The 23,704-nt window shown below is 41.4% G+C and carries 20 protein-coding genes; 5 read left to right on the plus strand and 15 right to left on the minus strand.

The window, feature by feature from the left end; genetic code table 11:
- Positions 1-24: 24 nt before the first annotated feature.
- From BMX58_RS02450 to BMX58_RS02460, 3 genes are read right to left on the minus strand one after another with little or no spacing between them, the layout of a single operon-like run.
- Entirely contained in the window at positions 25-2,172 is a 2,148-nt protein-coding gene (locus BMX58_RS02450; protein WP_068622063.1) for a DEAD/DEAH box helicase, read from the minus strand.
- 46 nt (positions 2,173-2,218) lie between these two features.
- The gene (locus BMX58_RS02455; RefSeq protein WP_068622065.1) at positions 2,219-2,971 is read right to left on the minus strand and encodes a hypothetical protein; all 753 of its coding nucleotides are present in this window, start codon (positions 2,969-2,971) and stop codon (positions 2,219-2,221) included.
- 35 nt (positions 2,972-3,006) lie between these two features.
- A complete protein-coding gene (locus BMX58_RS02460; RefSeq protein WP_068622067.1) occupies positions 3,007-6,165 on the minus strand; it encodes a type I restriction endonuclease subunit R in 3,159 nt (1,052 codons plus the stop codon).
- A gap of 86 nt (positions 6,166-6,251) precedes the next feature.
- On the opposite strand from BMX58_RS02460, the gene BMX58_RS02465 reads away from it, so the two are divergent.
- Both BMX58_RS02465 and BMX58_RS02470 read left to right on the plus strand, forming a co-directional pair.
- Positions 6,252-7,415 (plus strand): restriction endonuclease subunit S, encoded by a 1,164-nt coding sequence (locus tag BMX58_RS02465; RefSeq protein WP_084253818.1) that lies wholly within the window; start codon positions 6,252-6,254, stop codon positions 7,413-7,415.
- Between the two features lie 84 nt (positions 7,416-7,499).
- On the plus strand, positions 7,500-8,429 hold the full coding sequence (locus BMX58_RS02470; RefSeq protein ID WP_068622069.1) for a site-specific integrase: 930 nt from the start codon (positions 7,500-7,502) through the stop codon (positions 8,427-8,429).
- A 29-nt stretch (positions 8,430-8,458) separates the two neighbouring features.
- Here the strand turns inward: BMX58_RS02470 and BMX58_RS02475 are convergent, their stop codons facing one another.
- The 8 genes from BMX58_RS02475 to BMX58_RS02510 all read right to left on the minus strand — a co-directional run bounded on the left by BMX58_RS02475 (position 8,459) and on the right by BMX58_RS02510 (position 17,312).
- Positions 8,459-9,595 carry a restriction endonuclease subunit S gene (locus tag BMX58_RS02475; RefSeq protein ID WP_068622071.1) on the minus strand — a complete coding sequence of 379 codons (1,137 nt, stop codon included), beginning with the start codon at positions 9,593-9,595 and terminating at the stop codon, positions 8,459-8,461.
- Positions 9,595-11,181 carry a type I restriction-modification system subunit M gene (locus tag BMX58_RS02480; RefSeq protein ID WP_068622073.1) on the minus strand — a complete coding sequence of 529 codons (1,587 nt, stop codon included), beginning with the start codon at positions 11,179-11,181 and terminating at the stop codon, positions 9,595-9,597. Before BMX58_RS02480 ends, BMX58_RS02475 begins: the two co-directional genes overlap by 1 nt.
- 237 nt (positions 11,182-11,418) lie before the next feature.
- Complete coding sequence (locus BMX58_RS02485; protein ID WP_068622075.1) at positions 11,419-14,286, minus strand: DEAD/DEAH box helicase; 2,868 nt, start codon at positions 14,284-14,286, stop codon at positions 11,419-11,421.
- A gap of 18 nt (positions 14,287-14,304) precedes the next feature.
- Complete coding sequence (locus tag BMX58_RS02490; RefSeq protein ID WP_068622077.1) at positions 14,305-14,703, minus strand: (deoxy)nucleoside triphosphate pyrophosphohydrolase; 399 nt, start codon at positions 14,701-14,703, stop codon at positions 14,305-14,307.
- Between the two features lie 113 nt (positions 14,704-14,816).
- Positions 14,817-15,629: a Cof-type HAD-IIB family hydrolase gene (locus tag BMX58_RS02495; protein WP_068622079.1), complete on the minus strand. Its 813-nt coding sequence runs from the start codon at positions 15,627-15,629 to the stop codon at positions 14,817-14,819.
- Positions 15,626-16,390: a DeoR/GlpR family DNA-binding transcription regulator gene (locus BMX58_RS02500; RefSeq protein ID WP_239420529.1), complete on the minus strand. Its 765-nt coding sequence runs from the start codon at positions 16,388-16,390 to the stop codon at positions 15,626-15,628. The genes BMX58_RS02495 and BMX58_RS02500 overlap by 4 nt, the downstream gene beginning before the upstream one ends.
- A gap of 152 nt (positions 16,391-16,542) precedes the next feature.
- Complete coding sequence (locus BMX58_RS14625; RefSeq protein ID WP_086988780.1) at positions 16,543-16,704, minus strand: hypothetical protein; 162 nt, start codon at positions 16,702-16,704, stop codon at positions 16,543-16,545.
- 107 nt (positions 16,705-16,811) lie between these two features.
- A complete protein-coding gene (locus BMX58_RS02510; protein WP_068622081.1) occupies positions 16,812-17,312 on the minus strand; it encodes a hypothetical protein in 501 nt (166 codons plus the stop codon).
- A gap of 213 nt (positions 17,313-17,525) precedes the next feature.
- Between BMX58_RS02510 and BMX58_RS02515 the strand changes: the two genes are divergently transcribed.
- The 3 genes from BMX58_RS02515 (at position 17,526) to BMX58_RS02525 (ending at position 19,195) form a co-directional block, all read left to right on the plus strand.
- Positions 17,526-18,380, plus strand: coding sequence for an aldo/keto reductase (locus BMX58_RS02515; protein WP_068622083.1), 855 nt, complete (start codon positions 17,526-17,528; stop codon positions 18,378-18,380).
- A gap of 196 nt (positions 18,381-18,576) precedes the next feature.
- Entirely contained in the window at positions 18,577-18,759 is a 183-nt protein-coding gene (locus tag BMX58_RS02520; protein ID WP_068622085.1) for a type II toxin-antitoxin system HicA family toxin, read from the plus strand.
- A gap of 46 nt (positions 18,760-18,805) precedes the next feature.
- On the plus strand, positions 18,806-19,195 hold the full coding sequence (locus tag BMX58_RS02525; protein ID WP_068622087.1) for a type II toxin-antitoxin system HicB family antitoxin: 390 nt from the start codon (positions 18,806-18,808) through the stop codon (positions 19,193-19,195).
- A 201-nt stretch (positions 19,196-19,396) separates the two neighbouring features.
- On the opposite strand, the gene BMX58_RS02530 is transcribed toward BMX58_RS02525, so the two are convergent.
- Genes BMX58_RS02530 through BMX58_RS02545 form a run of 4 tightly spaced genes read right to left on the minus strand, consistent with a single transcriptional unit; the run spans position 19,397 to position 23,699 of the window.
- Positions 19,397-20,170 (minus strand): HAD hydrolase family protein, encoded by a 774-nt coding sequence (locus BMX58_RS02530; protein WP_068622089.1) that lies wholly within the window; start codon positions 20,168-20,170, stop codon positions 19,397-19,399.
- Positions 20,163-21,131 (minus strand): Gfo/Idh/MocA family protein, encoded by a 969-nt coding sequence (locus BMX58_RS02535; RefSeq protein ID WP_068622091.1) that lies wholly within the window; start codon positions 21,129-21,131, stop codon positions 20,163-20,165. Before BMX58_RS02535 ends, BMX58_RS02530 begins: the two co-directional genes overlap by 8 nt.
- A complete protein-coding gene (gene rpiA / locus BMX58_RS02540; protein ID WP_068622093.1) occupies positions 21,121-21,798 on the minus strand; it encodes a ribose 5-phosphate isomerase A in 678 nt (225 codons plus the stop codon). The genes BMX58_RS02535 and rpiA overlap by 11 nt, the downstream gene beginning before the upstream one ends.
- Complete coding sequence (locus BMX58_RS02545) at positions 21,795-23,699, minus strand: PTS fructose transporter subunit IIABC (protein WP_068622095.1); 1,905 nt, start codon at positions 23,697-23,699, stop codon at positions 21,795-21,797. The genes rpiA and BMX58_RS02545 overlap by 4 nt, the downstream gene beginning before the upstream one ends.
- Between the last annotated feature and the right edge of the window lie 5 nt (positions 23,700-23,704).

Genomic DNA, 23,704 nt, shown 5'->3' on the forward strand with positions numbered 1-23,704 from the left:
TTTCAGCATCACTTATCACGATATTTAGACCACTTGCAGCCTTTCTCTTTCCATATCAACGATTTTTTTGACCATGGATTTTTCAGAAATGTCTTTCGCGGCAGCGGTATGATCGGTAATGTATGAATCCTTTGCATAATCATCAAATACTTGTTGTTTAGTATCTAACATCTCCATCATTCGCTCATCGATGCTGTTTTCGGTCAATAGTCGATAAACAAAGACTTTTTGCGTCTGACCCATCCGGTAAGCTCTTGCAATGGCTTGTGTCTCAAGTGTGGGTTTTATTTGCGGTTCACAAAAAATTACAATACTGGCTGACTGTATATTCAAGCCCACTCCGCCTGCTTGTATTTGCGAAACCAACACATGTTTTTGTTCTGAAGATTTAAAGATGTCTAATATTTCCTGTCTCTGTGCGGAGGACACAGCTCCCGTTATAGGGGTGAGCGTTTTATCGCCCAGTTCCGAACATATTGTATTAATGACACTCTTAAAAAAGCTGAAGACAATGACTTTTTTCCCATTTGCAGCAGCTTCATCGCAAATTTCGATGAGCCGATTCAGTTTGGGGCTTTTCTTTTTTGTTATCCCTTGCCAACCTGCTCGTCGCATCAACATGAATTCTCCGTTTCTGACTGCCTCACGATAAATTTGACCCTCTTCTTGACCAAATGACAGCCATTCTTCAACTTGTGTCAATTCAGGGAGTTCAGTTAATACATCTTCCTTATTTCGGCGCAGATAAACGGGTGCAATTTTTTCCTTGAAAATATTGGAGCCTATATACTGCACACTATTCTCCATTTCCTTCGTAATATCTGGCTGGAGTTTACCAACCAAATTAACCATTTCCGCGAGCCGATTTTCTAAAGGTGTCCCCGTTAAATAAAGTACATTGTCACTTCTTTCAGTCAAACTATAGATAGTCTGTGATCGTTTTGCATCTGGATTTTTCACGTAATGGGCTTCATCTACAACTAATAAGTCTATTGTGTCTAAATTCTCATGTTTCAAACGCTGTATTGTCTCATACGTTGTAATGGCTACGCCTCCTTCAACTTGCCATTGATCAAAAGCCCGTTCTCGACTAGGACCATGAACCAAAAATGGCTTCAATTCGCTATGCTTTTCAATTTCACGCACCCAATTGATTACAATGCTAGCTGGACATATAACTATAAAGGCATTTTGACCTCCATGCGCAAGATGAGCCATAACAGCAATAGCTTCAATCGTTTTCCCAAGCCCCATCTCATCGCCAATAAGGACTTTTTTTTGTACTATTGCGTATTTTGCTCCGAAATCCTGCCACCCGCGCAGCTTCACCTTTAATTTACTTAGCATTAATTCAGTATTTTCTATTTTCTCGATAATTTCTTCAGATAAAGAATAAGCTGGATGATTTTTTTCAAGACCAATACTGAAGTATGGTTCTAGAACCGCATAATAACGTGCTGCATTATTCTTAAAATCATCCCAAATTTCTTCTTCTGAAAAAGATTGAATTTCCGATAGTTTTTTACGTAGCTGCTTCGTTTGTTCCTCGTATTTTTGGTTGAATGATTGGATTAATTCTAAATCAACTGAAAAAACAGCTTTTTTATCTGCAGACTTAAAAAACCATTCAAGCGTCCAACTCCACTTGGGATTGACGACTCGGATTTTATCATCTATATGTCCATTAAAGTACTGCGAAATCACAAAAGCTTCTTCACTTATGCCTTTTTCCTTGTCTATCGGATAAATAGATTGTAACAATTTAGTATGTGATGGATCTTTGCGCTCCACATCAAAGCGAATGGATAAGCTTTTCGCTAGTTCATTTTTATAGTTGCTCAGGGAGTGAAGAATCACAGACTCTGTTCGCTCGCCGATGCCATCGATTCCTCTAGCGGTTGAAATTCGCTTCTGTAATTGACGGACATTTGTTATCCCGTTCCTTTGCAAGGTAGACAATTTAATGCCTGGATACGCATTTGCGAAGTTTTCAATTGTTGTATTTTCGAACGCTTCTCTGATGGTTTCCTCTTTTACGTTTGAAATGCATTTCTTCAAATCATTTTGTTTCCGACTAAAGTGCATTTGCAAATCGTTGGCTTCAGCATAAATTCCTTTCGCTTTAGCAATCGCTCTTGAAACATCAGCCTTTTTGGGTTTAATGAGGGTCATCTATTTTCCTCCTCGGAATAGCTGTTTTAAAGAATTAAAGCCTTCACTAATAACCTATGACATCCTTGCTCACTGCCATGATGACTTCTTGGGGAATGGTTTCGATTTCAAGCGAGTAAACAGTATTCAATCTTGGATTAAAGATACCTAGTTTCTTTAGAGATTGAAATTCATCATGAATCGAGTTTGTTCCCATCAGATAATAAACAAGCAGCTGAAGCGTATGTTGAGGTTTGATATTAGCTTTTAAAACTTTAAAATCCCATAAGGTATCTGCCGTCAGAAAGTCGCCATCTCCTGATGTAATTTTGTCTGAATAACCCCCAAGAAAAGTAAAAGAATCAAGTGTTATTGGTCCGTACTCGTCAAAAAAGTTAAGGCTTCTTGTCACCATTTCTTTGACGTTAAAGAGAGTATCCTCATTTGGAACGAGCATAGTATCCTCTGGGATGAAGCCGCTTCGTAATACCGAGTCATATTTCACGAGATTAATTGCAGCGGTTATTGATTCATCATCCAAGTCATGGATCTGGCCTACTAACGTTTTTGCAATCATTAATTTATTCGCTCTATTTGCACCGATTAAAGAGATGTTAAATGCTTCTTGTGCGCCTTCAGCGGGATTCAGCATAAGTCTAGTCAAGTAATCTACGGTTATTCCGATTAGATTTGGCGGAATATTTTCTGAAGGTTTAAGTTCATTTGATGATGTCAATTCCTTTGACGAAAATGATTTGATTGGTATATACCCGCCCCTTGGTTGTTTAATTTGCTCGATTCTTTTTGTGACTGAAACCATACTGATTCCTCCTCTTTAATGTCGCAAACTTATTATCATCTCAACTCATTATCTAACGGCACAACAACCTCGTCCAATACCTTTCGCCATTGTCGTTTCATTTCTGGACCGTATCTCAGTGGCTTGGCTTCGGGATGCACTGCCTTATATTTTTCAAAGTTTTTGCTGTCAATGATACCACCTATATTTGGAATCGGGTCTGCACCGATAACATATTGTACTGCCGAGGAATGTAATTCATCGGATGAAACAAACCATTCCTTCGCAAAATGAGCGATAGCATGATCTCGAGCTAGAGTAAAGTAATGCCGTTTGAGAACAAAGATATCTTCCTCTGGATCAACCCGTTTTGAGTCGATATCGTTCAAGATGGCACGGTAAACTTCCCTTACAACCTCTGCTTTGTTCAACTTCTGCATCGCTTTTTCAATATCTTCACGCACAGATTTATTGTTTGCTGAGTACGTGTTCAATAGTTGATCGATATAGGTAGCGTCGATATCATACAGTTTGACCGCATTGTCTGAATAGAATTCTATTTCTGACAGACTTTCTGGGGGCGTCGGTCCTACAGGCAAATCTGCAAGTATTGACCCTTTTATCGTCTGATACAATCCTAAATTCTCTTCCAGAACCATCACTTGCTTCTTAAAGCTACCTGATTTTTCCATCTCATCATTGTAATCATCATAAGTAACAAGCGCCTCAAACGAATTCGTGAATTCCTGAAATGCTTTAACAAAATCAATCCTCAATTCCAACGGAGAGTGCTCATCTATATCCGGATGTGATTCAACGATGCCAGTGAACTTCTTATGACCGCCATTGAATCTCTTCTTCGATTTTTCATAAGTTGGATAAATCAGATTGGTTTCTTCTTTAGCTTCGGAATAGAGTCTTGTTGCATCTGCAACATTTTTTTCCATGGAGTGCGGCTTCCGGAAAGTGACGATCAAGCCTTTCGTTTTATCCGGGTAGGTACGATTCGTACGCGAAAAGGCTTGAATCAAGTTGGCATAGCTAAGATTCCGGTCAACAAATAAGGTCTGAATCGTCGGCGCATCGAAACCCGTCAGCAATCTATCGACGACGATAACCAAGTCAATCTGTTTCCCGAATACTTTGAATTCCCCTTTTTTGCGCGCGAGCCGGTTGTTAATGTCCCCGTTATAGCGGTCAATGTCATCGATGCCCCAAGCGGTACCGTAGTACGCGTTGTAATCCTTGATTATTTTTTTCATTTCTTTTTGATTTTGGGCTGAATCCACTTCATTTTCCTGCATAGAATAGGTGATCGCTATTCTCGGGAAATCTGGGTCTTCAATCGTGCGACCTGTCCTGATCGGATGGTGGGCGAATTCTCTTTGAATCCAGCTGGGATCCTTCGTCATTTCCTTGATGGCATGATAATACCGTTTTGCCATATCGATCGAACTCGTCGTCAGAATCGCTGACTTTCTTGGCCGGCCATTCTGAAAATCAAATTTCATATAGGCGTTATCCGGCCGGAAAATTTTATGTAGCACCTTTTGAATATGCTCGTCCTGTTCATAGATCGTTGCATCCAAATACTCTTCTTTTTCGACTGGAGGCATCTGATCGATCATGTCATTGATGCCATCCACGCTGTAGCTTGCATATTTTTCATTGACTTGGAGGTTTTTGAAAATGTGATTATTCAAGGAGGTCTGTTCAATCGTATCCTCATGCTCTACCTGAAATCCCAAGACAGCGGCATCATCCAGAGCATCCTTGATCGTGTAAGTATGCAATTTCTCCCCATATTGATCGTGCGTCGTTCTAGCCAACTGCCCTTTGGCTTGCTTTTTATTCTCTTCAAAAATAGGTGTCCCAGTAAAGCCGAACCAAGTGGAATTTGGGAAGAACTGCTTTATTTCATCCATATTTTCCGCACTCAAAGCTCGGTGGCATTCATCCACGACAAAAACGATATGTTGGCCCAACAACTTTTTGAAACGTTCCACATTTCGTTTCTCTTTTTGCTTTTGGGCATGGCGCAATGCGGACTCCAGTTTTTGGCGAGTCGTGATAATGACTGTATTATTGTTCGTATCCGACAACAAAGCTCGGCTGAGTTCAATCGAACTGCCCGTACCCACAATCAAACTGTTCGCTCGAACATTTCCAGAAGATATGCCTGTATTAAATTCCGAGGCAAACTTTGTGAATTCTGATGTAGTCTGACTATCCAAGTCTTTCCTGTCAATGACCATGATGGTACGGTCAACACCAGACTTGCGCGCAAGCAATTTCGTCGCTACAAAACTCGTCAACGTTTTGCCTGATCCTGTCGCATGCCAAACATAACCCGATTCGTGCTTCATGGCAGATGTAAATAGAGCTTCAATCGCGTGGATTTGGTAAGGATGCAACACCATTAAAGCTCTATTATCATGATCCTCACTGACAATCGTATAATGCGCGATCAAACGATGGGCATCCGGAATGTTCAACACCTGCTTACAAAATTCATAAACATTGTCCACCTTACGATTGTCCGTCGTCCGCCAACTAAAAAGGAATTTCTTATGCATATCCTTTGGAAGCGCATTCGCGAAATAGCGGGTTGTTTTTTCATTGGAAACGACAAAAAGCTGCAATGTTGAAAAAATGTTGTTCCGAAACATCCCTTCCTCAGCATATTTCTTGATTTGATTGAAAGCCTGGAAATACCCGTCTTTTGCACCAGCTTGTTTCAACTCAATCTGCACAATCGGCAACCCGTTGATCAACAAGGTTACGTCAAACCGTCGCTCACGTTCATCATCCGATTTTTTCTTGGCAATCTGATTAACGACTTCATAAGTGGAAATGCCTCCGCCGATGTCTTGATTGGAATACAAGATCAAAGACATGGCACCTAAAGAAGCATCCTCACGCTCAATTGTGATGCGCGCAATGCCATTTTCACCCTTTAGCCATTTGGCAGCATGAAAAGGCGTTTTCGTATGCGTTAATAACTCCATTTTTATCGAATCAAATTCTTTATCCGTAATCGGATGTTCCTTGATTTCAGACAAGTTATTTTGAGTAATTTTTTGGCGAAGATTCTTCCATAAATCTTCTTCAGATTTAAGATCCTCACGATAGTTCCACTGATTATGTCCTTGACCCAGAACGTCAATCAGATGTTTTTCAATTGTTGCCTCATCATTTCTTGGAATTTTGCACATAATCTTCCCACCTAAGCTATATACTTAATTCCCCCACAAATTATCTATTAAATTATATCACGATTGTTTTATTAAATGTGACATTTATGAGAAATTACGATTGGGAACAGCGTAAGTTGAAAGACGTTGCCCCCCTTCAAAGGGGTTTTGATCTTCCTAAATCTGAAATTAGTGAGGGACCTTATCCAGTTCTCTTTTCAAATGGGATTGGAGGATGGCATTCAGAATACAAGGCCAAAGCTCCGGGTGTCATTACAGGACGTTCCGGATCAATTGGGAACGTAGTGTTTATTGAACAAAACTATTGGCCCCACAACACATCTTTATGGGTTACAAATTTTTTTGATAATTGCCCTCGATATGTTTATTACTTATATCACCACGTAGATTTATCAAAATTTGGAACAGGTAGTGGTGTGCCAACATTAAATAGAAATGACGTTCATGATTACTCGGTTATCATACCAAAACCAGAGGAACAATCACGTATCGCTACTTTTTTCAAAAAACTCGATGATACTATCGCTCTTCATCAGCGAAAGTTAACCTTGCTAAAGCAGCTGAAACAAACGTATTTGAAGCAAATTTTCCCGCAAAATAAGGAGAATATGCCGGCGTTAAGATTTGCAGGTTTTTCCGAGCCCTGGAAACAGAGTAAGTTCGATGAAGTTTTTTCTCACGTCCAGAATAATTCTTTATCCAGAGCAGATTTAAATTATAAGAGTGGCTATGCTATGAATATCCATTATGGCGATATCTTAATTAGATTTGGAGAATATTTGGATGTCTCAAAGTATCAATTACCTATGATTGCAAATAAGCAACTTGTAGAAAAATACAAATCCTCAATTTTAAAAGATGGTGACATTGTTATTGCTGATGCGGCCGAAAATGAAACTGTTGGTAAATGTAGTGAATTAGGAGGGATAGAAGATGCAAATATCTTGGCAGGATTACATACAATTCCGAGCAGACCAAACTGGACTTTTGCATCTGGATATCTTGGCTATTACATGAATTCTTCAGCGTTTCATGATCAACTATTGCCGTTAATACAAGGAACTAAGATTAGTTCAATTTCAAAATCTGCTTTGAAAAAGACAGATATCAAATATCCACATGGAAAAGACGAACAAACTAAAATTGGGAACCTGTTCAAACAACTTGATGATTCTATCGCTCTTCATCAAAGCAAATTAGAGAAATTAATGGATCTGAAGCAAGTGCTATTAGCAAAAATGTTCGTATAGTCATATTATTTGCAGCATCCAAAAGACCTCCTGATAATTAAGCGATGACATGTTCATCAAATTTATTATCAGGAGGTCTTTATTTTGGTTAGAAAAAGGAAGTCAGATCAACTGTTCTACAAGTATTTCAAGGAATGGATTGAATTATACAAGGTTGGGGCTGTGCGGTCCGTAACGTTGAGTAAATATAATATGTCCCTCCAACGAGTGTATGAGCTAGCGCCTAATTTAAAAGTTGGGGAGATAGACAGACGGAAATACCAGCAGCTTTTGAATGATTATGCACTCACCCATGAAAAACAAACCACAATGGATTTTCACCATCAATTAAAAGGCGCAATACTGGATGCGGTTGATGAGGGGTTGATTGCCACAAATCCCACGCGAAAAATCATCATCAAGGGGAAAAAGCCTAAGGAGAAGCGAACGAAGTTTTTAAACCAATTTGAAATTCAAGCGCTGCTTAGACAACTGGATTTATCATCTGAAATCAATTGGGATTGGTTTATTTTATTGGTGGCAAAAACAGGGTTGCGTTTTTCTGAAGCTCTTGCACTTACTCCAAATGATTTCGATTTTTCAAAGCAAAAGCTAAGCATTACAAAAACCTGGAACTATAAAGGTACTACAGGGAACTTTCAACCTACGAAGAATCAATCCTCAAAACGAACACTGCAAATTGATTGGCAAACTGCGATGCAATTTTCGCAACTGATCAAAAATTTAGATCCGAACAAACCCATCTTTGTGAAAAACAGGGTATTCAATTCAACAATCAATTATCGTCTGAAGGTCCTTTGCACAAATGCAAATATTCCAATCATTACCATTCATAGCCTCAGACATACACATGCGTCATTACTATTGTTTGCAGGCGTTTCGATTGCGAGTGTAGCTACTAGATTGGGACATTCCAGCATGACTACCACACAAGAAACGTATCTACACATCATTCAAGAACTCGAAAATCAAGACAATGACAAGATAATGAAACACTTGGCTTTACTGATATAAAATGAAAAAAGGCACCTCGCGTGCCTTTTTCAAATGAACATTTTGTTTAGTAAAGTACATTTCAGTGTTTTTAGATGAGCAACCTTTTTTTGATGAAGGATTATAGTATCGTCTAGTTGTTTAAAAACAGACCCTATTTTCTGTTGCTCTTCTAAAACAGGGAACGTTAGCGTTACCCTTTCTATAACTGATTTTGATAAACTGGGAACCCCTGTTGATTCATCCATAGATTTCCAATTAATGCTCTGAATCAAGGTATACAAGAAATATATATCATAATTTGGAAACGGTGTTAGATAGAATAAAGTATCAACAGTCCAAAATGGAGCTTTTAAATATTGGGGCTTATCAATTGTCCCTTTTCTCCCAAGACCAATGCCATCGATATCTGACAGTTTTCCATCAACTGACAACATGTATCCTCCAGTTCCATAAACAGGTATATTACCTTTATCTAAATGTTTGTAGTCTCTCCCCGAATTAACCTTAAGAACTTCTTTTAACTGATGTTTCTCCCATGGATCTCTGAAGTTTGCAAGCCTAAGGTGTGGTGAAAAAGAGTCACTCTGAGGCAAAATTTCTCTCATCAAGCTTTGTTTCAACTGGTTTAGTTTTCGTTGCTTACAAAGATGAAGAGCGATAGTATTGTCCAGCTGTTTGAAGAAGGCTCCGATTTTAGATTGTTCTTCAGTTTGGGAAGGAACATTAATTTCTATTTGAGCTAAGTCATTAGAATTAATTGCTGGATAACTTGTTCCAGTGCTGCGGTCAAGAACATTTAATACAAAGCGTTCTTCTTGTAATCTGCTTAATAAAAAATAACTATCACCATAAGGTCTTAGTTGTGCATAGCCAGTAGAGAAAACGTAGTTATCATAAGGTAAATCAAATAGATAGTTATTTTTTTGATAAGGCCTCACAGTTTGATAAAAAACATCACCTTTAATAGCCAATCGCTGCGCTCTCGAAGGTGCATTTCCATTTGTTTCAGTTCTATGGGATACCATAGTGGTCCCACTTACTGATTCTAAATCAACATATTCAAATTCTTCTGGCAAAATAGATTTAGGATTGAAAAGAGCTAAGTCTTTTAACTTACGCTGTTCCCAGTCGTCAAAGAAACCTTTAAAACGTATAACTGGCGCCTTTTTAGTTTCCTCAGACATCACCGAAACACCGCCTTTGTTGCTTCAATGATGTCGCGTGTTTCATCTGTAACCGCCAGTTCATCCAGCATTAAAAGGAAGTCATTTTCAGCTGCTTTGATTTGCTGATTGAGAGCCACAAGTTCTTTCCCTAACTCAACAATATCGACTTCTTCTTGCTCCTCAAACGTATCGACATAACGTGGGATATTTAAGTTGAAGTCATTCTCTTTGATCTCTTCAAAACTCGCAACATGCGCAAACTTTTCGACATCTTCACGTTTTTTGTAGGTTTCAACAATTCTGTCGATGTTTTCTTGCGATAGCTTGTTCTGATTTTTGCCTTTGATGAAGTCCTTGCTTGCGTCAATGAACAGAACATCTCGAGTAGTCCGGTTTTTCTTCAAAATAATAACGGTCGTAGGAATCGATGTGCCAAAGAACAAGTTCGCTGGCATCCCTATTACTGTGTCAATGCTCCCATCTTCCAGTAATTTTTTACGAATCACGCCTTCAGCTGCACCACGGAACAAGACACCATGCGGCAAAACAATAGCCATCGTTCCAGAATCTTTCAAGTGATAAAATCCATGCAACAAGAAGGCAAAGTCGGCTTTTGATTTCGGCGCTAATTTTCCGTAGCGATTAAACCGCGAATCATCCAGGAACGTGTCATCTGAAGACCATTTAGCAGAATATGGGGGATTCATTACTACGGAGTCAAATGTGTATGGTTCATCTGTTGGCCAGTCCTTATTCAAGGTATCGCCGTTGCGCAGACGAATATCCTCGTTGTCGACACCGTGCAAAATCAAATTCATTTTTGCCAAGTTAAACGTGGTCGTGTTAAGCTCTTGACCATGATATTTCACGCTTTTCGGATAATTCAAATAATTCCGGATGTTGAGCATCAAAGAACCGGATCCCATAGTCGGGTCAAATACGCTGAACAATTTCTTATCCTCTTGCCCAATAGCAGCGATCCTTGCCATCATATCCGAAACTTCATGAGGCGTGTAAAATTCTCCAGCCTTCTTCCCTGCTTCGGAGGCAAATTGACTGATCAAAAACTCATAAGCATCCCCGATAACGTCGCCGTTATGTCCAAGCACATCAATGCCGTTGAGTTTTTTTAACACTTCAGTGATGGTAACGTTACGTTGCTGATCGTCTGCACCCAATTTTTTGGATTTTAGATCTACATCATCGAATAACCCATTAAATTGAATGTACTTAGTCGACAAGTCAATGAATGCTTTATTTAAGTCGTTCAGTTGGAATGTATTCTGATTTGCTTGCATCGTCAAAACATTGAATAAATGATCCGCTGCAATATCATAGCCAAGAGTATCGACTAACGTTTCGATCAAATCGCTCTTTGTATCTTCATCTTCAAGTAGCTGACGATACAAAACCGTCTGCTTATCCGCATTGGAAAATTCATCCAATGACTCACCAGCTAATTCAACAACTTTTTCTAAAAGCTTATCTGAGAGATATTTGTAGAAAATCAACCCTAGTAAATAGTTTTTATATTCAGACGCATCCATCTTGCTGCGCAGATTGTCTGCAGCGCTAAATAGCTTCTGATTTAGTTCAGCTCCCATAATATAGCAAAACTCCCTTTATATTTATTGAATTTTAGGTATCACACCTTAACATACGCTTTTTCCCAACTAAAGTAAACCCTTTTTTAGCACAAAAAGGAGCGCCAATTATAAAAAGCGCTCCATTTGTTTATATGCAATTAATATTTATGTGTATTTGATGGTTAGCTATCAGGCGGTGCGTTATTTCCAGTAGCCTTTGAATCATTTGGTCATCCCTAAAAACTCTTTCCGAAACTAAAAGACTGCTTTCTCTGGTTCAAACTCTTGGTACAGATCAATTGGCATTTTATTTTCCAATAGATACTGAATTTCAATTGGTTTTTCGTTTTGATGTGAAATTGCCTTTGCAGGACCGATATACGTGTATCGTTGTGTCACTTTATTCACCGTTTTATACTTGCGCACAAATAGGTGAATGGTTTTTCCATATGCTTCATTTTGAGTTAAGTCCCTGCCACGGTCAGAATCCACATTGGTACTGTTAGGGCTCTCCCATTGGAACTGTTTTTGCGAAATAAATTTATCCTTATAGTTGATATTTTCATCGATATCAGCTTCTTTATGCAAATCGATAAATAGGAAATAATGAGCGCCGCCTATTTCATTTTGCAAAGTGCTTCCCCTAAAGGATGAATGGGTATTACGAAAGTTCGTCATTATCCCGACTTCTCGTTGCGAATACTCACTATAGAGTTGCAGGAATGGATAGCCCAGGTTCTCATGACCGAATTCATTTTTGTAACGCATCAAACCATAATGGATAGCGTCACTAAGAAACGGACCTGCTTCTTCATCTTCTAAACAGGTGAGTAATTCCTTGTTGAAAGCATAAAGATTACCTGCAACTTCTTCAACAATTTTGATGCCGTGAATTTCATTCTTATCCGCGTAGTTAAGGTTAAAGGTCTCTAATGCATGTGCCGTGGTGTCTGTTTGATCACCATCAACATAGCGATTTACTTGTTGGATTGCTTCTTCTTTAGTAAAGCGCTCTTGGTTAAAGCACAGCTCTAAAATCGCAAACTCATGTGGACGTTTCAAAGGTAAATAACTCTGTAGCTTGGTATAAATTCCCATGAAGCTGTTATTAGAAGCTAATTTTTGAACCAATTCATTATCCTTTTCTACCTTTTGTAAAAATGCAATGTAGTTATCTGATTTGGTAGTCTTAACGGATTTACTAAAGAACAACACCGGATCCGGCGCACCTTCTAACGTCAAATAATCTTGAAGACGGTAAGGAACTTTCCCTGCCAAGGCACCTTTAAAAGTTTGGTAATCTTCTATTAAATATTTAAGCGCATAGAAATTTTCACTTTCTAATTGTTCTAGAATTTGATCCTTAGCAATTTCATCCATCCGAATATTGGTTGGACCCGGAATGTTTCGAAAGCCTTTACGAACTGCATGGGTGATTTCTTTCTTTGTCACCGAACGGGATCCATAAAGCGCAATGGCGATTAAAAATGACTTACTGTAATTTCCAATAAAATCCAGGACAGTTAGAAATTCTTTTTGCTCCGCTTTACGCAAGCCACGGCCCAATTGTTGGGTAAATACGATTGCGGATTCGGTTGGACGTAGCATCAAAACTGTATTAACACTCGGAATATCAATTCCTTCATTAAAAATATCAACGGTAAAGATGACATTTAACTTATCCGTGTCACTCTCAAGTAGTTGGATTTGACGTACCCGTTCCGCTTCTGAGTCTTCCCCCGTCAAGTATGTACTTGGAATACCGCGTTTGTTAAATTCAGCCGCCATGAATTCGGCATGTTTCTTTGTGATGCAGAAACCGAGAGCTTTTCGTTTTGGACCATCATGACCATAGAAATTCATTTTCTCGATTATGAAATCAACGCGGCTTGTAACATTTAATTTTTCAGCAATTTGTTCTGGTGTCAATCGCTCATCGCTTAAATCGACTCCGGTTTGGTCAGTAATTCCATAGTAATGAAACGGAACGAGTAAATTCTCTTCCAATGCTTGGCGCAGACGAATATCAACAGCCAAGTTGTTATCAAAAAGATCAAACACATTCCCATTGTCGGAACGTTCCGGAGTAGCTGTCATTCCTAAAAGGAACTTCGGATTGAAATGATCTAACACTTTTTGATAAGAAGGACTTGTGGCATGATGCGCCTCATCCACAACAATGTATTCAAACTCATCCGGACGATAACTATAAAATTCTTTTTTCATCGTTTGAATCGTCGCAAACAAATAATCAGCATCATAACTCTTCTTATTTCCGGTCAAAAGCCCCATTTTATTCTTAGGGATGCTTACAACCCTCGCAAACGACTCCATCGCCTTTTCCAAAATCATTTCCCGATGAACTAAAAACAGCATCTTCTTAGGTTGTACCTGCTGCACATCAAATGCTGCCATTAAGGTTTTTCCCGTTCCGGTAGCCGCAACCGCCAACGCACGTTTGCTTCCTGTTTCACGCAATAGAGCAAGTTCCTGCATTGCACTTTTTTGCATACTGTTAGCTATTAAACGTGGACCTAAGGGATAAGTAAAGATTTGTCGCGTATCAACACTTGGTGAATGAACGAGGTCTTGATAACGAACGCCACGGTAGTGTTTTTCATATTGACGCAAGAAATCTTCAGTTGTTTCTAAACTACAATCCCAAATCTGGTCAAAACTATCTTTTAAGTAGGTTAAAAACTCTTCATTAGAATCATCATTCTTAGCAATGACTTGGAGATTCCACTCAATATTACTTTTCAATGCATAATTCGTTAAATTTGAGGAGCCGATGATCACTTTGTAGAAGTCATCGTATTCAAAAATGTACGCTTTTGGATGAAATCCTTGTATCTCAGTAGCCAAAAATACGCGCACATCAAAATCATTGAAAGTCGTTAACTTTCGAATTGCTTTTGGATCCGTAAAATTTAAATAAGTTCCCGTAATAAATTTACCTGTGATGCCCTTGCTCTCTGCGAGTTTAAAACTATCCAGTAATAACTGGACACCAGAATAACTTACGAAGGCAACATTAAAATAAAAACGACTACAACCTTCCAAAGATTGTGTCAGCTCATCCAGCAAATTTTTCTGGCTCGTATTATTCACTAATGTATACACGTGACTGCCTTCTCTCTGCTATCGAATTGTTTGTCCCATCAAAATTTCTATTGCTGGAATATCAGCAGGTGCCCATTCTAACGTTGCTAGTTCCTCCACCGCCAACCATTTCACAGCAACATGTTCAGTCAGCGAAGGCTCCCCTTCCAGCAAATCACATTCAAATGTAGTTAAATTTACAAATCCAAAATCATACTCGTGACGTGTAGTAGTGACTTTATTTTTCACTTCAATTTTGCAAAGTAACTCTTCCCGAATTTCCCGTTCAAGAGCCTCTTTATCAGTTTCGCCTGATTCGATTTTCCCTCCAGGAAATTCCCATAAATAAGCCAAAGATTTCCCTGGTCCCCGCTGTGCGCAAAGGATTTTATTGTTTGCTTTTATGACTGCCCCAACTACGTGGATTTCTTTTTTCATGACTGTCCCTCTTCCAATTTACTAATAGTTATATAGTATCATATTGAGCTGCAATGACTATACAAAAAAACCAGCACAAACGTCTTTTGGCGTCTGTGCTGGTTTTGGTTTCATTATCTTAAAACGAGTGCCAGAGCCTTATAAAACCCATTCTCATCATTCGTGTCCGTTACATAATCAGCAGCTTGTTTTACTTCCTCGGGGGCATTGCCCATTGCGATTCCTTTGCCTGCGTGTTCGATCATCGGCATATCGTTGAAATTGTCGCCGATTGCTAAGGTGTTCTCCAAGGCAATGCCATATTTTTCGCATAAAAAGTCAAGGGCTCCTAATTTTGATACTTGGTTATTGACGATTTCCATGTAGGTGTCTTTTGATCGGTAGTAGGAAATAGTTGATAGGTTTGCCCCTTCCAATTCATCCTCCAGTTTTTGGATGTCATCCGGATTGCCCATGCACAGTATTTTGTGGACAGGCAGCTGCTCGTTCAGGAAAGATTGCATTGAGAGGATTTCCGGATCCATCCGGGTGATAGCCGCTTCCTGCTTCACCCAGGCATCTTCGCGTTCGACGTACCAGCGATCGCCGGAATAGATATTGAAGCTTACTTCCGGAAATTTTGTGGATATGGTTTGGTAGAGCTGCACGGTGGCCGGTCGCTCCAAAGTCAGGCTGTACAAATCATCGAAGGATCCGTCTGCATATTGCGTGATCAACGCCCCGTTGAAGCAAACCAGCGGGGAGGACAACTGGACTTCATCGGCAATGGCAATCATCGCACCTGGCGGTCTGGCGGATGCGAGAATAATTTTCGTATCTTGCTTAACCAAGTCTTGAATGATTTGAATGGCTTCGGGTGAAACCTGGTGCTTCGAATCCAATAACGTGCCATCTATGTCGCTGAATACCAACGCGACTTTTGTCATATCGTTTCCTCCTCAAAGATGATTTCGGTCTGATCCTCGAAATAAGTCTGCTGCTTTGCTGTCAAAGCTTTATCGGTGATGAAGCAATCGACGTCCTGATAAGCAGCGCCTTTGAACTGCGCCTCTTTGCTGAATTTTTGATTTTCAGCCACCAACACCACTTGTCGGCTTTGCTTCACGACTTTTTGCTTGATCAGGGCATTGTTCGCTTCCTTAAAGAAGACGCCCTCTTCCTCCAAACTCGCCGCTCCGATGAAACAAACGTCAAATTTTATCGCATCCATTTCCTTCAGACTGCGGACCGAAAAGAAAAACCTGTCTTCATGATTCAATTCCCCGCCCAAAAGATGGACCTTGATTTTGGGATTCATTCCCAAGGCGAAGGCATTGTCCAACGAATGCGTAAAAACCGTACACGCTTTGTTCAGTTTCTGCGCTGCCAACAATAACGTGGTCGATACGTCCAAAAATAGCGTGCTGTTTTCTGCAATTTCTTCCAAAACGCGGGCAGCCATCCGTTCTTTTTCAGGTTTATGGATGCCTATCCGCTCCCCAAAAGTGAGAATCCTCGGGCTGTATTCAGACAGCATAATGCCGCCATGCGTGCGGACAGCCATCCCGGTTTTCAGGAATTCCAGGATATCCCGGCGCGCAGTGTCGGACGAAATCTGGAATGCTGCCATTATTTCTTTTTTGGAAAGTCTTTTCTTATCCTCCAGCAGCCGTTGCATCTGCTGAATCCGCTCTTCCTGATACACCATCCCACCACCTTTTTGCTTAATTATATAAGCACTTATAATCATTTGCAAGCCGTTATAAGCATTTTTGGGAAGTCGGCAATAAAATAAGCACAAACGTTTTTAGGCGTTTGTGCTGGTTTTTCATGTAATCATAATTCTCTTTATGCTGTCTTTTATTTGTCTAACCCGACTTGCTTCCGTTGTCTTCTGTTAGACTCATCCGCGACATATTTCAAAACTGTATGAAATTCCTTACGCGTTGCTTTTTCAGAAAAGGTTGCATAGTCTCGGTCATATTTATCCAGAATTTTTTGGGCCGTTTCTTTATCTATCATCTCATCACCCACTTAGTCAATTGATTACACTTCACATATTAGCACAACTTAGGCGCAACATGAAAACCAGTGCAAACGTTTTGGCGTTTGTGCTGGTTTGATTATTTTCATATATTCAGATTAGGGATTTTCTTTCGAAATGGAATGGTGCTGTCCGTCCGGATCTTGTCCTCAAGTCCGCGGATCAGGCGGCCTTCGCTGTCGTAGACATGGTTGCGGGCTTTGTTGATGTCGGCCATCGCAAGGATGAGCCTGTCGCGAATTGGTTCGGGTAATTCGTCGAACAGGAACGATTCTTTGTTGAGATTGTATTTCCCGCGCAGTGATTCCACTTCTCCGGCTTTTTTCAGTCGGTACGTTCGTTTGGGCAAGGCACCTTCAATTGTGCGTTTCTCGATCCGATAGACATAGTTGTTGTCGTCGTAGACGATTTCGAGAGCGCCGCTGTTGGTGCGGTTATACTGCACATGCTTGTGATTTTCCTTGTGCAGTTCCCACCAGGCTTTGATCCCCGCTATCGCCTCTTCCTCGCTTTTGTAGCTGCCATGTTCCTTCCGAATGTTGCCGATCCGATTCTGCCAATAGTTGGTATACACTGTTTGAGTCATACAATCCGCCCTTTCGAATTTTGTAATCGCTATCATTGTATGACTAATCAGGGAAATTTGCAAGGGAAGAGGCTTGAATGGAGAACCAAATTCCTCTCCAAAATTCCTTCCACTTCACCGCTTATGAAGGTTAATATTCTTCGCGCTTGACTTGGAGTCAACTCCATAGTTTACAGTGGATCCATACAAATAATTTATCGGAGGGAAATGACTATGGAACAAACGTACATCACTTTGAACGACGGCAACAAAATTCCGCAATTCGGACTGGGTGTTTTCCAGATTCCGGGGGACGAAGAGACTAGTAAAGCTTGCCTGGAAGCCTTTAAATTGGGCTATCGCCACATCGATACCGCGCATGCTTACCAAAACGAACGCGGTGTTGGGCAGGCCGTGAAGGAAAGCGGCATTCCGAGAGCGGAAATCTGGATCACAACGAAACTGTGGCCGAGCGAATACGGCGAGGGTTTAACCGAAAAAGCAATCGACAAAATGCTGGAGCGTCTAGGGACGGATTACATCGACCTCCTGCTGCTGCACCAGCAGTTCGGCGATTATCTGGGCGCCTGGAAAGACATGGAGAAGGCGGTCGCCCAAGGCAAAGTGAAGAGCATCGGCTTGAGCAACTTCGAATCCGAGCGGCTGGAAGAAGTGCTCACTGCCGCGACGATCAACCCTTCCGTTCTGCAGGTCGAATGCCATCCCTACTATCAACAAAACGAGCTGAAGAAGCGGGTCGCGCCTTATGGAACGGTCATCGAAAGCTGGTATCCCTTGGGCCACGGCGATGCGGCTTTGATCGACGAGCCCGTTTTCGCCAAATTGGCTGGGAAATACGGCAAGACGAATCCCCAGATCATTCTGCGTTGGCACATCCAAGAAGGCATCATCGTTTTTCCGAAATCATCCAACCCGGTCCACATCAAAGAGAACTTCGGCATCTTCGACTTCGCATTGACGGACGATGAAATGAACGAAATCCGCCGATTGGACAAGGGCTTCCGCTATTACAGACGGACGCTTGCGGAACAGGAAGAGGCGCTGAGCCAGTTCGTGCCGGCGGATTAACTATTACGAATAATTTGAACCCCACCGGAAATGCTTGATGGATAAGCATTTCCGGTGGGGTTTTGCTGTGCTTTTGAGCATCAAGATTTGATAGATCTTAGCATCAGATTTCGGCGGACCTCGTATATTGAGGATAGGTTCTATTTGACACCAAGAAATATACGTATTATATTACGTATTAAGAAAGAGGTTTGCTATGGATTCAAGGCAATTGATTTCGATGATTATGAAAGACGGTTGGGTGCTCGTCAACGCGAGAGGCAGCCATTATCAATTCAGACACCCACAAAAGTCAGGGCGCGTGACGGTTCCTCATCCAAAAAGAGATTTGCCAAAGGGGACAGTACACAGCATTCTAAAGCAAGCGGGATTGCGCTAACTTCTTGTTGCCTTCACTTATCCAACAACAGAAAGGAAGTTTCCTAATGGTTCTATACTATGCGATTTTTAATCCGGAGGGTCCACAATTCAACGTATCATTCCCTGATTTGCCGGAGTTATTCACCAGTGGAAAAAATATGACGGATGCCTTACATATGGCGAAAGATGCACTGGAAGGTTATCTCCTCTGGCTAGAGGATGAAAACGAGCCTTTCCCTCCAACATCCGAATATGATGAAATTTCTCTGTCTAAGGGAGACCTGCTGATTCCAATCGAGGCGAACCTGGAAGTTGCCAGACTCAAGGAAAACACAAAAATGATCAAAAAAACGTTGACGATACCGAATTATGTCAATGCTCTCGCAGAAAAGGAAGGCATCAATTTTTCGCAAACATTGACGGAAGTGCTAAAGGAAAAGCTGCAGATCCGTTAAACAGCTGTATGTTCGTAATAAGCAGGCCTAGAAGGATGTCCAGCCTTGTTTGGGCTGATGATTTCCGATGGAACAGTAGACAAAAATCCTCCTAAGCTTTGAATATTGGATGGCGAACCAGATATTCGAAGCTTAGCGAGGATTTTTTATCTTATCATTCCACTCGGTCATCAGGTCTTAAAGGTAGCAAACAACGAAAATTCAGAACCAGCCGAAATGTTCACATGCCTTATATATTCCGTCTTCGACATTTGAAGCCGTGATATAGGAGGCTTTATTTTTTAATTCCCGGCAAGCATTTCCCATCGCAATATTCGTCCATGCTGAATCGAACATGACCAGATCATTGTAGTCGTCCCCAAATACCACAACATCATTTAATGGCGCATCCAGGTATGCCATCAAATCGAGTATGCCTTGATTCTTTTGATCATGCTGAAACATCAGATACTCTGGTTCAAAGCGCAGGTGTCCCAATGTGCCTTTTGAGGTCAATAGATTTTCTTCCTCGCTTGGGACAGAAACATAGATTTTATAGATCGATTCGAGCACCTCGAAATCCAGTGTCGGATCGATGATATAGGCAGTCGGTTCTTTGCGTGGCCCTGCTTGCTCCCTAAACAGATCATTCTTGGCATGGACTTTAACGGAATCATCCAGCATAAGCAGAATGCCATATCCCAATTGTTCCGCTTCCCGAAGAATATTTTTGGCTTTGATTAAATCCAAAGGCAAATTCTGTATCATCTCTCCCTTGATCACCAAACCTGCCCCGCCGCTGCAAACCATATTCTCCAACCCAATTTCATGCATAAAATTGACTGCTTTGTAATGCGCACGTCCTGTCGCAATTCCGACAAAGTGCCCGGCTGCTGCTAGCTTATCCAGTGCCGTTTGGGCAGACGGCACTATCTCTTTGGTTCTATGGTCTGTCAGTGTTCCATCGATATCAAAGAAAAAGTATTTCTTATTCAAAAGGATACACCATTCCCCACTGGTTTCTGACGGATGTCAGTGTCGCCATCACATCACGAATATACTGCAGATTCTCTTCGCCAGACTGATTACTGATGTAGTCTTCCATATCTTGGATTTCATACTCTAAGGCTTTCTTGCTTTCGCCGACTTCCACCACTTCCTGATGGCCATCGCTCGTGTAGGTTATCGTCGCCGAAGCTGCCCGAGGGTATTCATTTACTTCAATGTATCCTTCTTCGCAGGAAACCACTCCGCGTTTCGGTTGTTTCGCGCGCATAGTCAATGCCATTACCGCCATTTCACCATCGCCATTTTTCAGGATGATCCCCGACGACTCATCCACGCCAGTCTCAAAAAAATTAGCCGTCGTTAACACCACGTTCGCTTTGCTGCTCATGAAAAACCGAGCGAAAGATGTCGCATACACGCCGATGTCCAACAAGGCGCCTCCAGCCAATTCTTTGGAAAAGAACCGGTTTGTTACATCATACTCTTTGCAACTCCCGAAATTCACCTGGACCATTTTGACACGGCCTAGTTTGCCACTGCCGATAATTTCTTTCAATTTTTTGTATAAAGGCATATGCAGCAAGGTGACCCCGTCAGAAATGATCAAGTTTTTTTCTTTGGCGATTGCCACACATTCTTCCAATTGTCGGTCGTTGACGGTGATCGCTTTTTCACAAAAGACATGTTTGTTCTTTTCCAGTGCCTTCTTCATCATGTCATAATGAAAATTATGGGGGGTAGCAATATATACAATATCAATCTGGCTGTCCTCCAGCAGTTCATCAAAACTGCCGTATGCATGTTTCACATCATATTCTGCCGCATATTTTTGAGCTCCCGCTAAATTCGCATCACAAACTGCATAAATTTCTCCATTGACATTTTTTAGGGCATCTCCCATTTCATGCGCTATCCAGCCTGTTCCAATGATTCCCCAGTTATATTTCATTTTCAGCATTCCTTTCGATTATCTTGGTTGTCGTTTCTGTTGCAACAATCATTTTTGTCGCTATTTGATAAAACAGCGATGTTTCCACAACACCTACTATCTGCTTCAATTGCGTATTCAAATCCTTCAACTTCGGTGTTGGCTGAAAATAGGCATCGATTATCAGATTGCCGTTGTCACTCATTGTGATGCCATCTTTTGCCGAACTGTTTCTTTCGACAACTTCAGCACCCAGTTTTTTGACTTCGTTAGCGACATAAAGACGGGCTTCCGGAATCACTTCCAGAGCAACCGGCACATCAAAGCGCAGATCCTGAAACACTTTCGATTCATCGACCAACAATATGTATTCTTTTGCCAAAGATGCGATTATTTTTTCTTTGGTATGAATCGCCCCGCCACTCTTTAATGCATTCAGTGACTGATCAACCTCATCGCACCCATCAAAAGCCAGATCAATTTGTGGGACAAGGTGTGTGGGAATGACCGTCAATCCGGCTTTTGCGCACAAGCTTGCTGTCGCATAAGACGGCGTGACGATTTGAACAGCCCGCTGGGTGTCCCGGATGAAGGAAATCAGGAATGAAATGGTGCTGCCGCCGCCAAGTCCAATCGTCATCCCGTCTTCAATCAAGTCTAACGCTCGCAGTGCACATCTCTTTTTCATTGCATTTCCTCACTCATTTTTGGTTTTTTCAACAAAGCTAATACAAAACATCCAACAAAAGATCCGATAACGATCGCTAGGGCATATGCAAGAGGATTGCCCATTGTCGGCAGGACGAAGATGCCTCCGTGTGGTGCCCGCAGCGTACAGCCGAACAGCATGGATAAACCACCCGCTGTAGCACTTCCGATAATACAGGCCGGAATGACCCGCAACGGATCACTTGCCGCAAAAGGAATAGCGCCCTCACTGATGAAAGACAGCCCTAACAAGTAATTGACCATGCCCGACTGACGTTCTTTTTCCGTAAAGCGATTTTTGAAGAATGTCGTGCAAAGCGCGATCGCCAATGGCGGAATCATGCCGCCAGCCATAACTGCCGCCATTATTTCAAAATTACCCTCAGCTAATTGAGAAGTGGCAAATACATACGATGCCTTGTTGATCGGGCCACCCATATCAGTGGATTGCATACCAGCGACTACTATCCCTAATAAAATTTTGCTGCTGCTCTCCATTCCGTTAAGCGCACCATTTAGACTGTCGTTAATCGCACCAACAAATGGGTTTATCATCGTTGTAACTACTGCTGTTAGCAGTATTCCTGCCACCGGGTAAATCAACATTGGTTTGATCCCCTCAAGTGAATGGGGAATTTTCGAACATGCTTTTTTCAAAGCCAACACAATATACCCGCCCACAAAACCCGCAAATAAAGCCCCTAAAAACCCAGCATTCACATCGCCACCAGCAGGATTGCTGAAAGTAACACCCGCATTCGCCACCATACCGCCGATAAAACCAACAGCCAAGCCTGGTCGGTCTGCAATGCTCATTGCAATGTAACCCGCTAAAATGGGCAACATCATTCCAAAAGAGAATTCGCCGACTGTCTTCAAATACGCTGCAACCGGAGTATTCTTCCCAAAATTACTTGGATCAATCGTGTAATCGTCGAACAGGAACGCTAATGCAATCAGGATTCCTCCTCCGATGACGAAAGGCAACATATGGGACACACCGTTCATTAAGTGTTTGTAAATACCATGGCCCAAGCTTTCTGATTCCTCTTTAGCATTTTCATTTTGATTGTTGTGATAGATTTTTGCCTCTTTATTTACGATCCTGTTAATCAGCTCTTCCGATTTATGGATGCCATCTGAAACCTTGGTCACAATTACCGGCTTACCATCGAATCTTGATAAATCAACATTTTTGTCTGCGGCAATAATGATGCCATCCGCTTTCGCAATTTCTTCAGCAGTCAAAACATTCTTTGCCCCATCCGCTCCCTGCGTTTCTGCTTTTACCGGAATGCCTAACAGCTTACCTCTGTTCTCAAGCTCTTCAGCTGCCATATAAGTGTGAGCAATGCCGGTTGGGCAAGCAGTCACCGCCAGGACCCGATAAGATTCTGAAGATGAATTTTCTTTATCTTTAGCTATGGCACTTTCCTTTTCGTCGATGAGCGTTAAGAATTCCATTTTTGTTTCCGCTTGCATTAAACGCTTTCTGAAAACTTCATCCATTAACATTGCCGATAATCTTGCCAGCGCATCAAGGTGGAGATTATTTTCATTTTCCGAAGCGGCAATCATAAAAAATAAGTAAGCAGGTTTGCCATCCAACGAATCAAAATCGACTCCGTTTTTTACGACCATTGCAGCCAGCCCGGCTTCCTTAACCGCGGTAGTCTTTGCATGTGGGATCGCAATCCCATCGCCTATGCCTGTGGTAAATTGGGTTTCTCTGGACAGAACCTTTTCCTTAAATAATTTCCGATCGCTTAGTTTTCCGCTTTTATCCATTAATTCAACAAGATGGTCAATGGCTTCCTCTTTTGTCAAAACATCTACATTCAAATCGATACCGCTTACTGAAAGCAACTCCCTAATCCTCACTATTT

Source organism: Trichococcus ilyis, assembly GCF_900109135.1.
GTDB classification, from domain to species: domain Bacteria; phylum Bacillota; class Bacilli; order Lactobacillales; family Aerococcaceae; genus Trichococcus; species Trichococcus ilyis.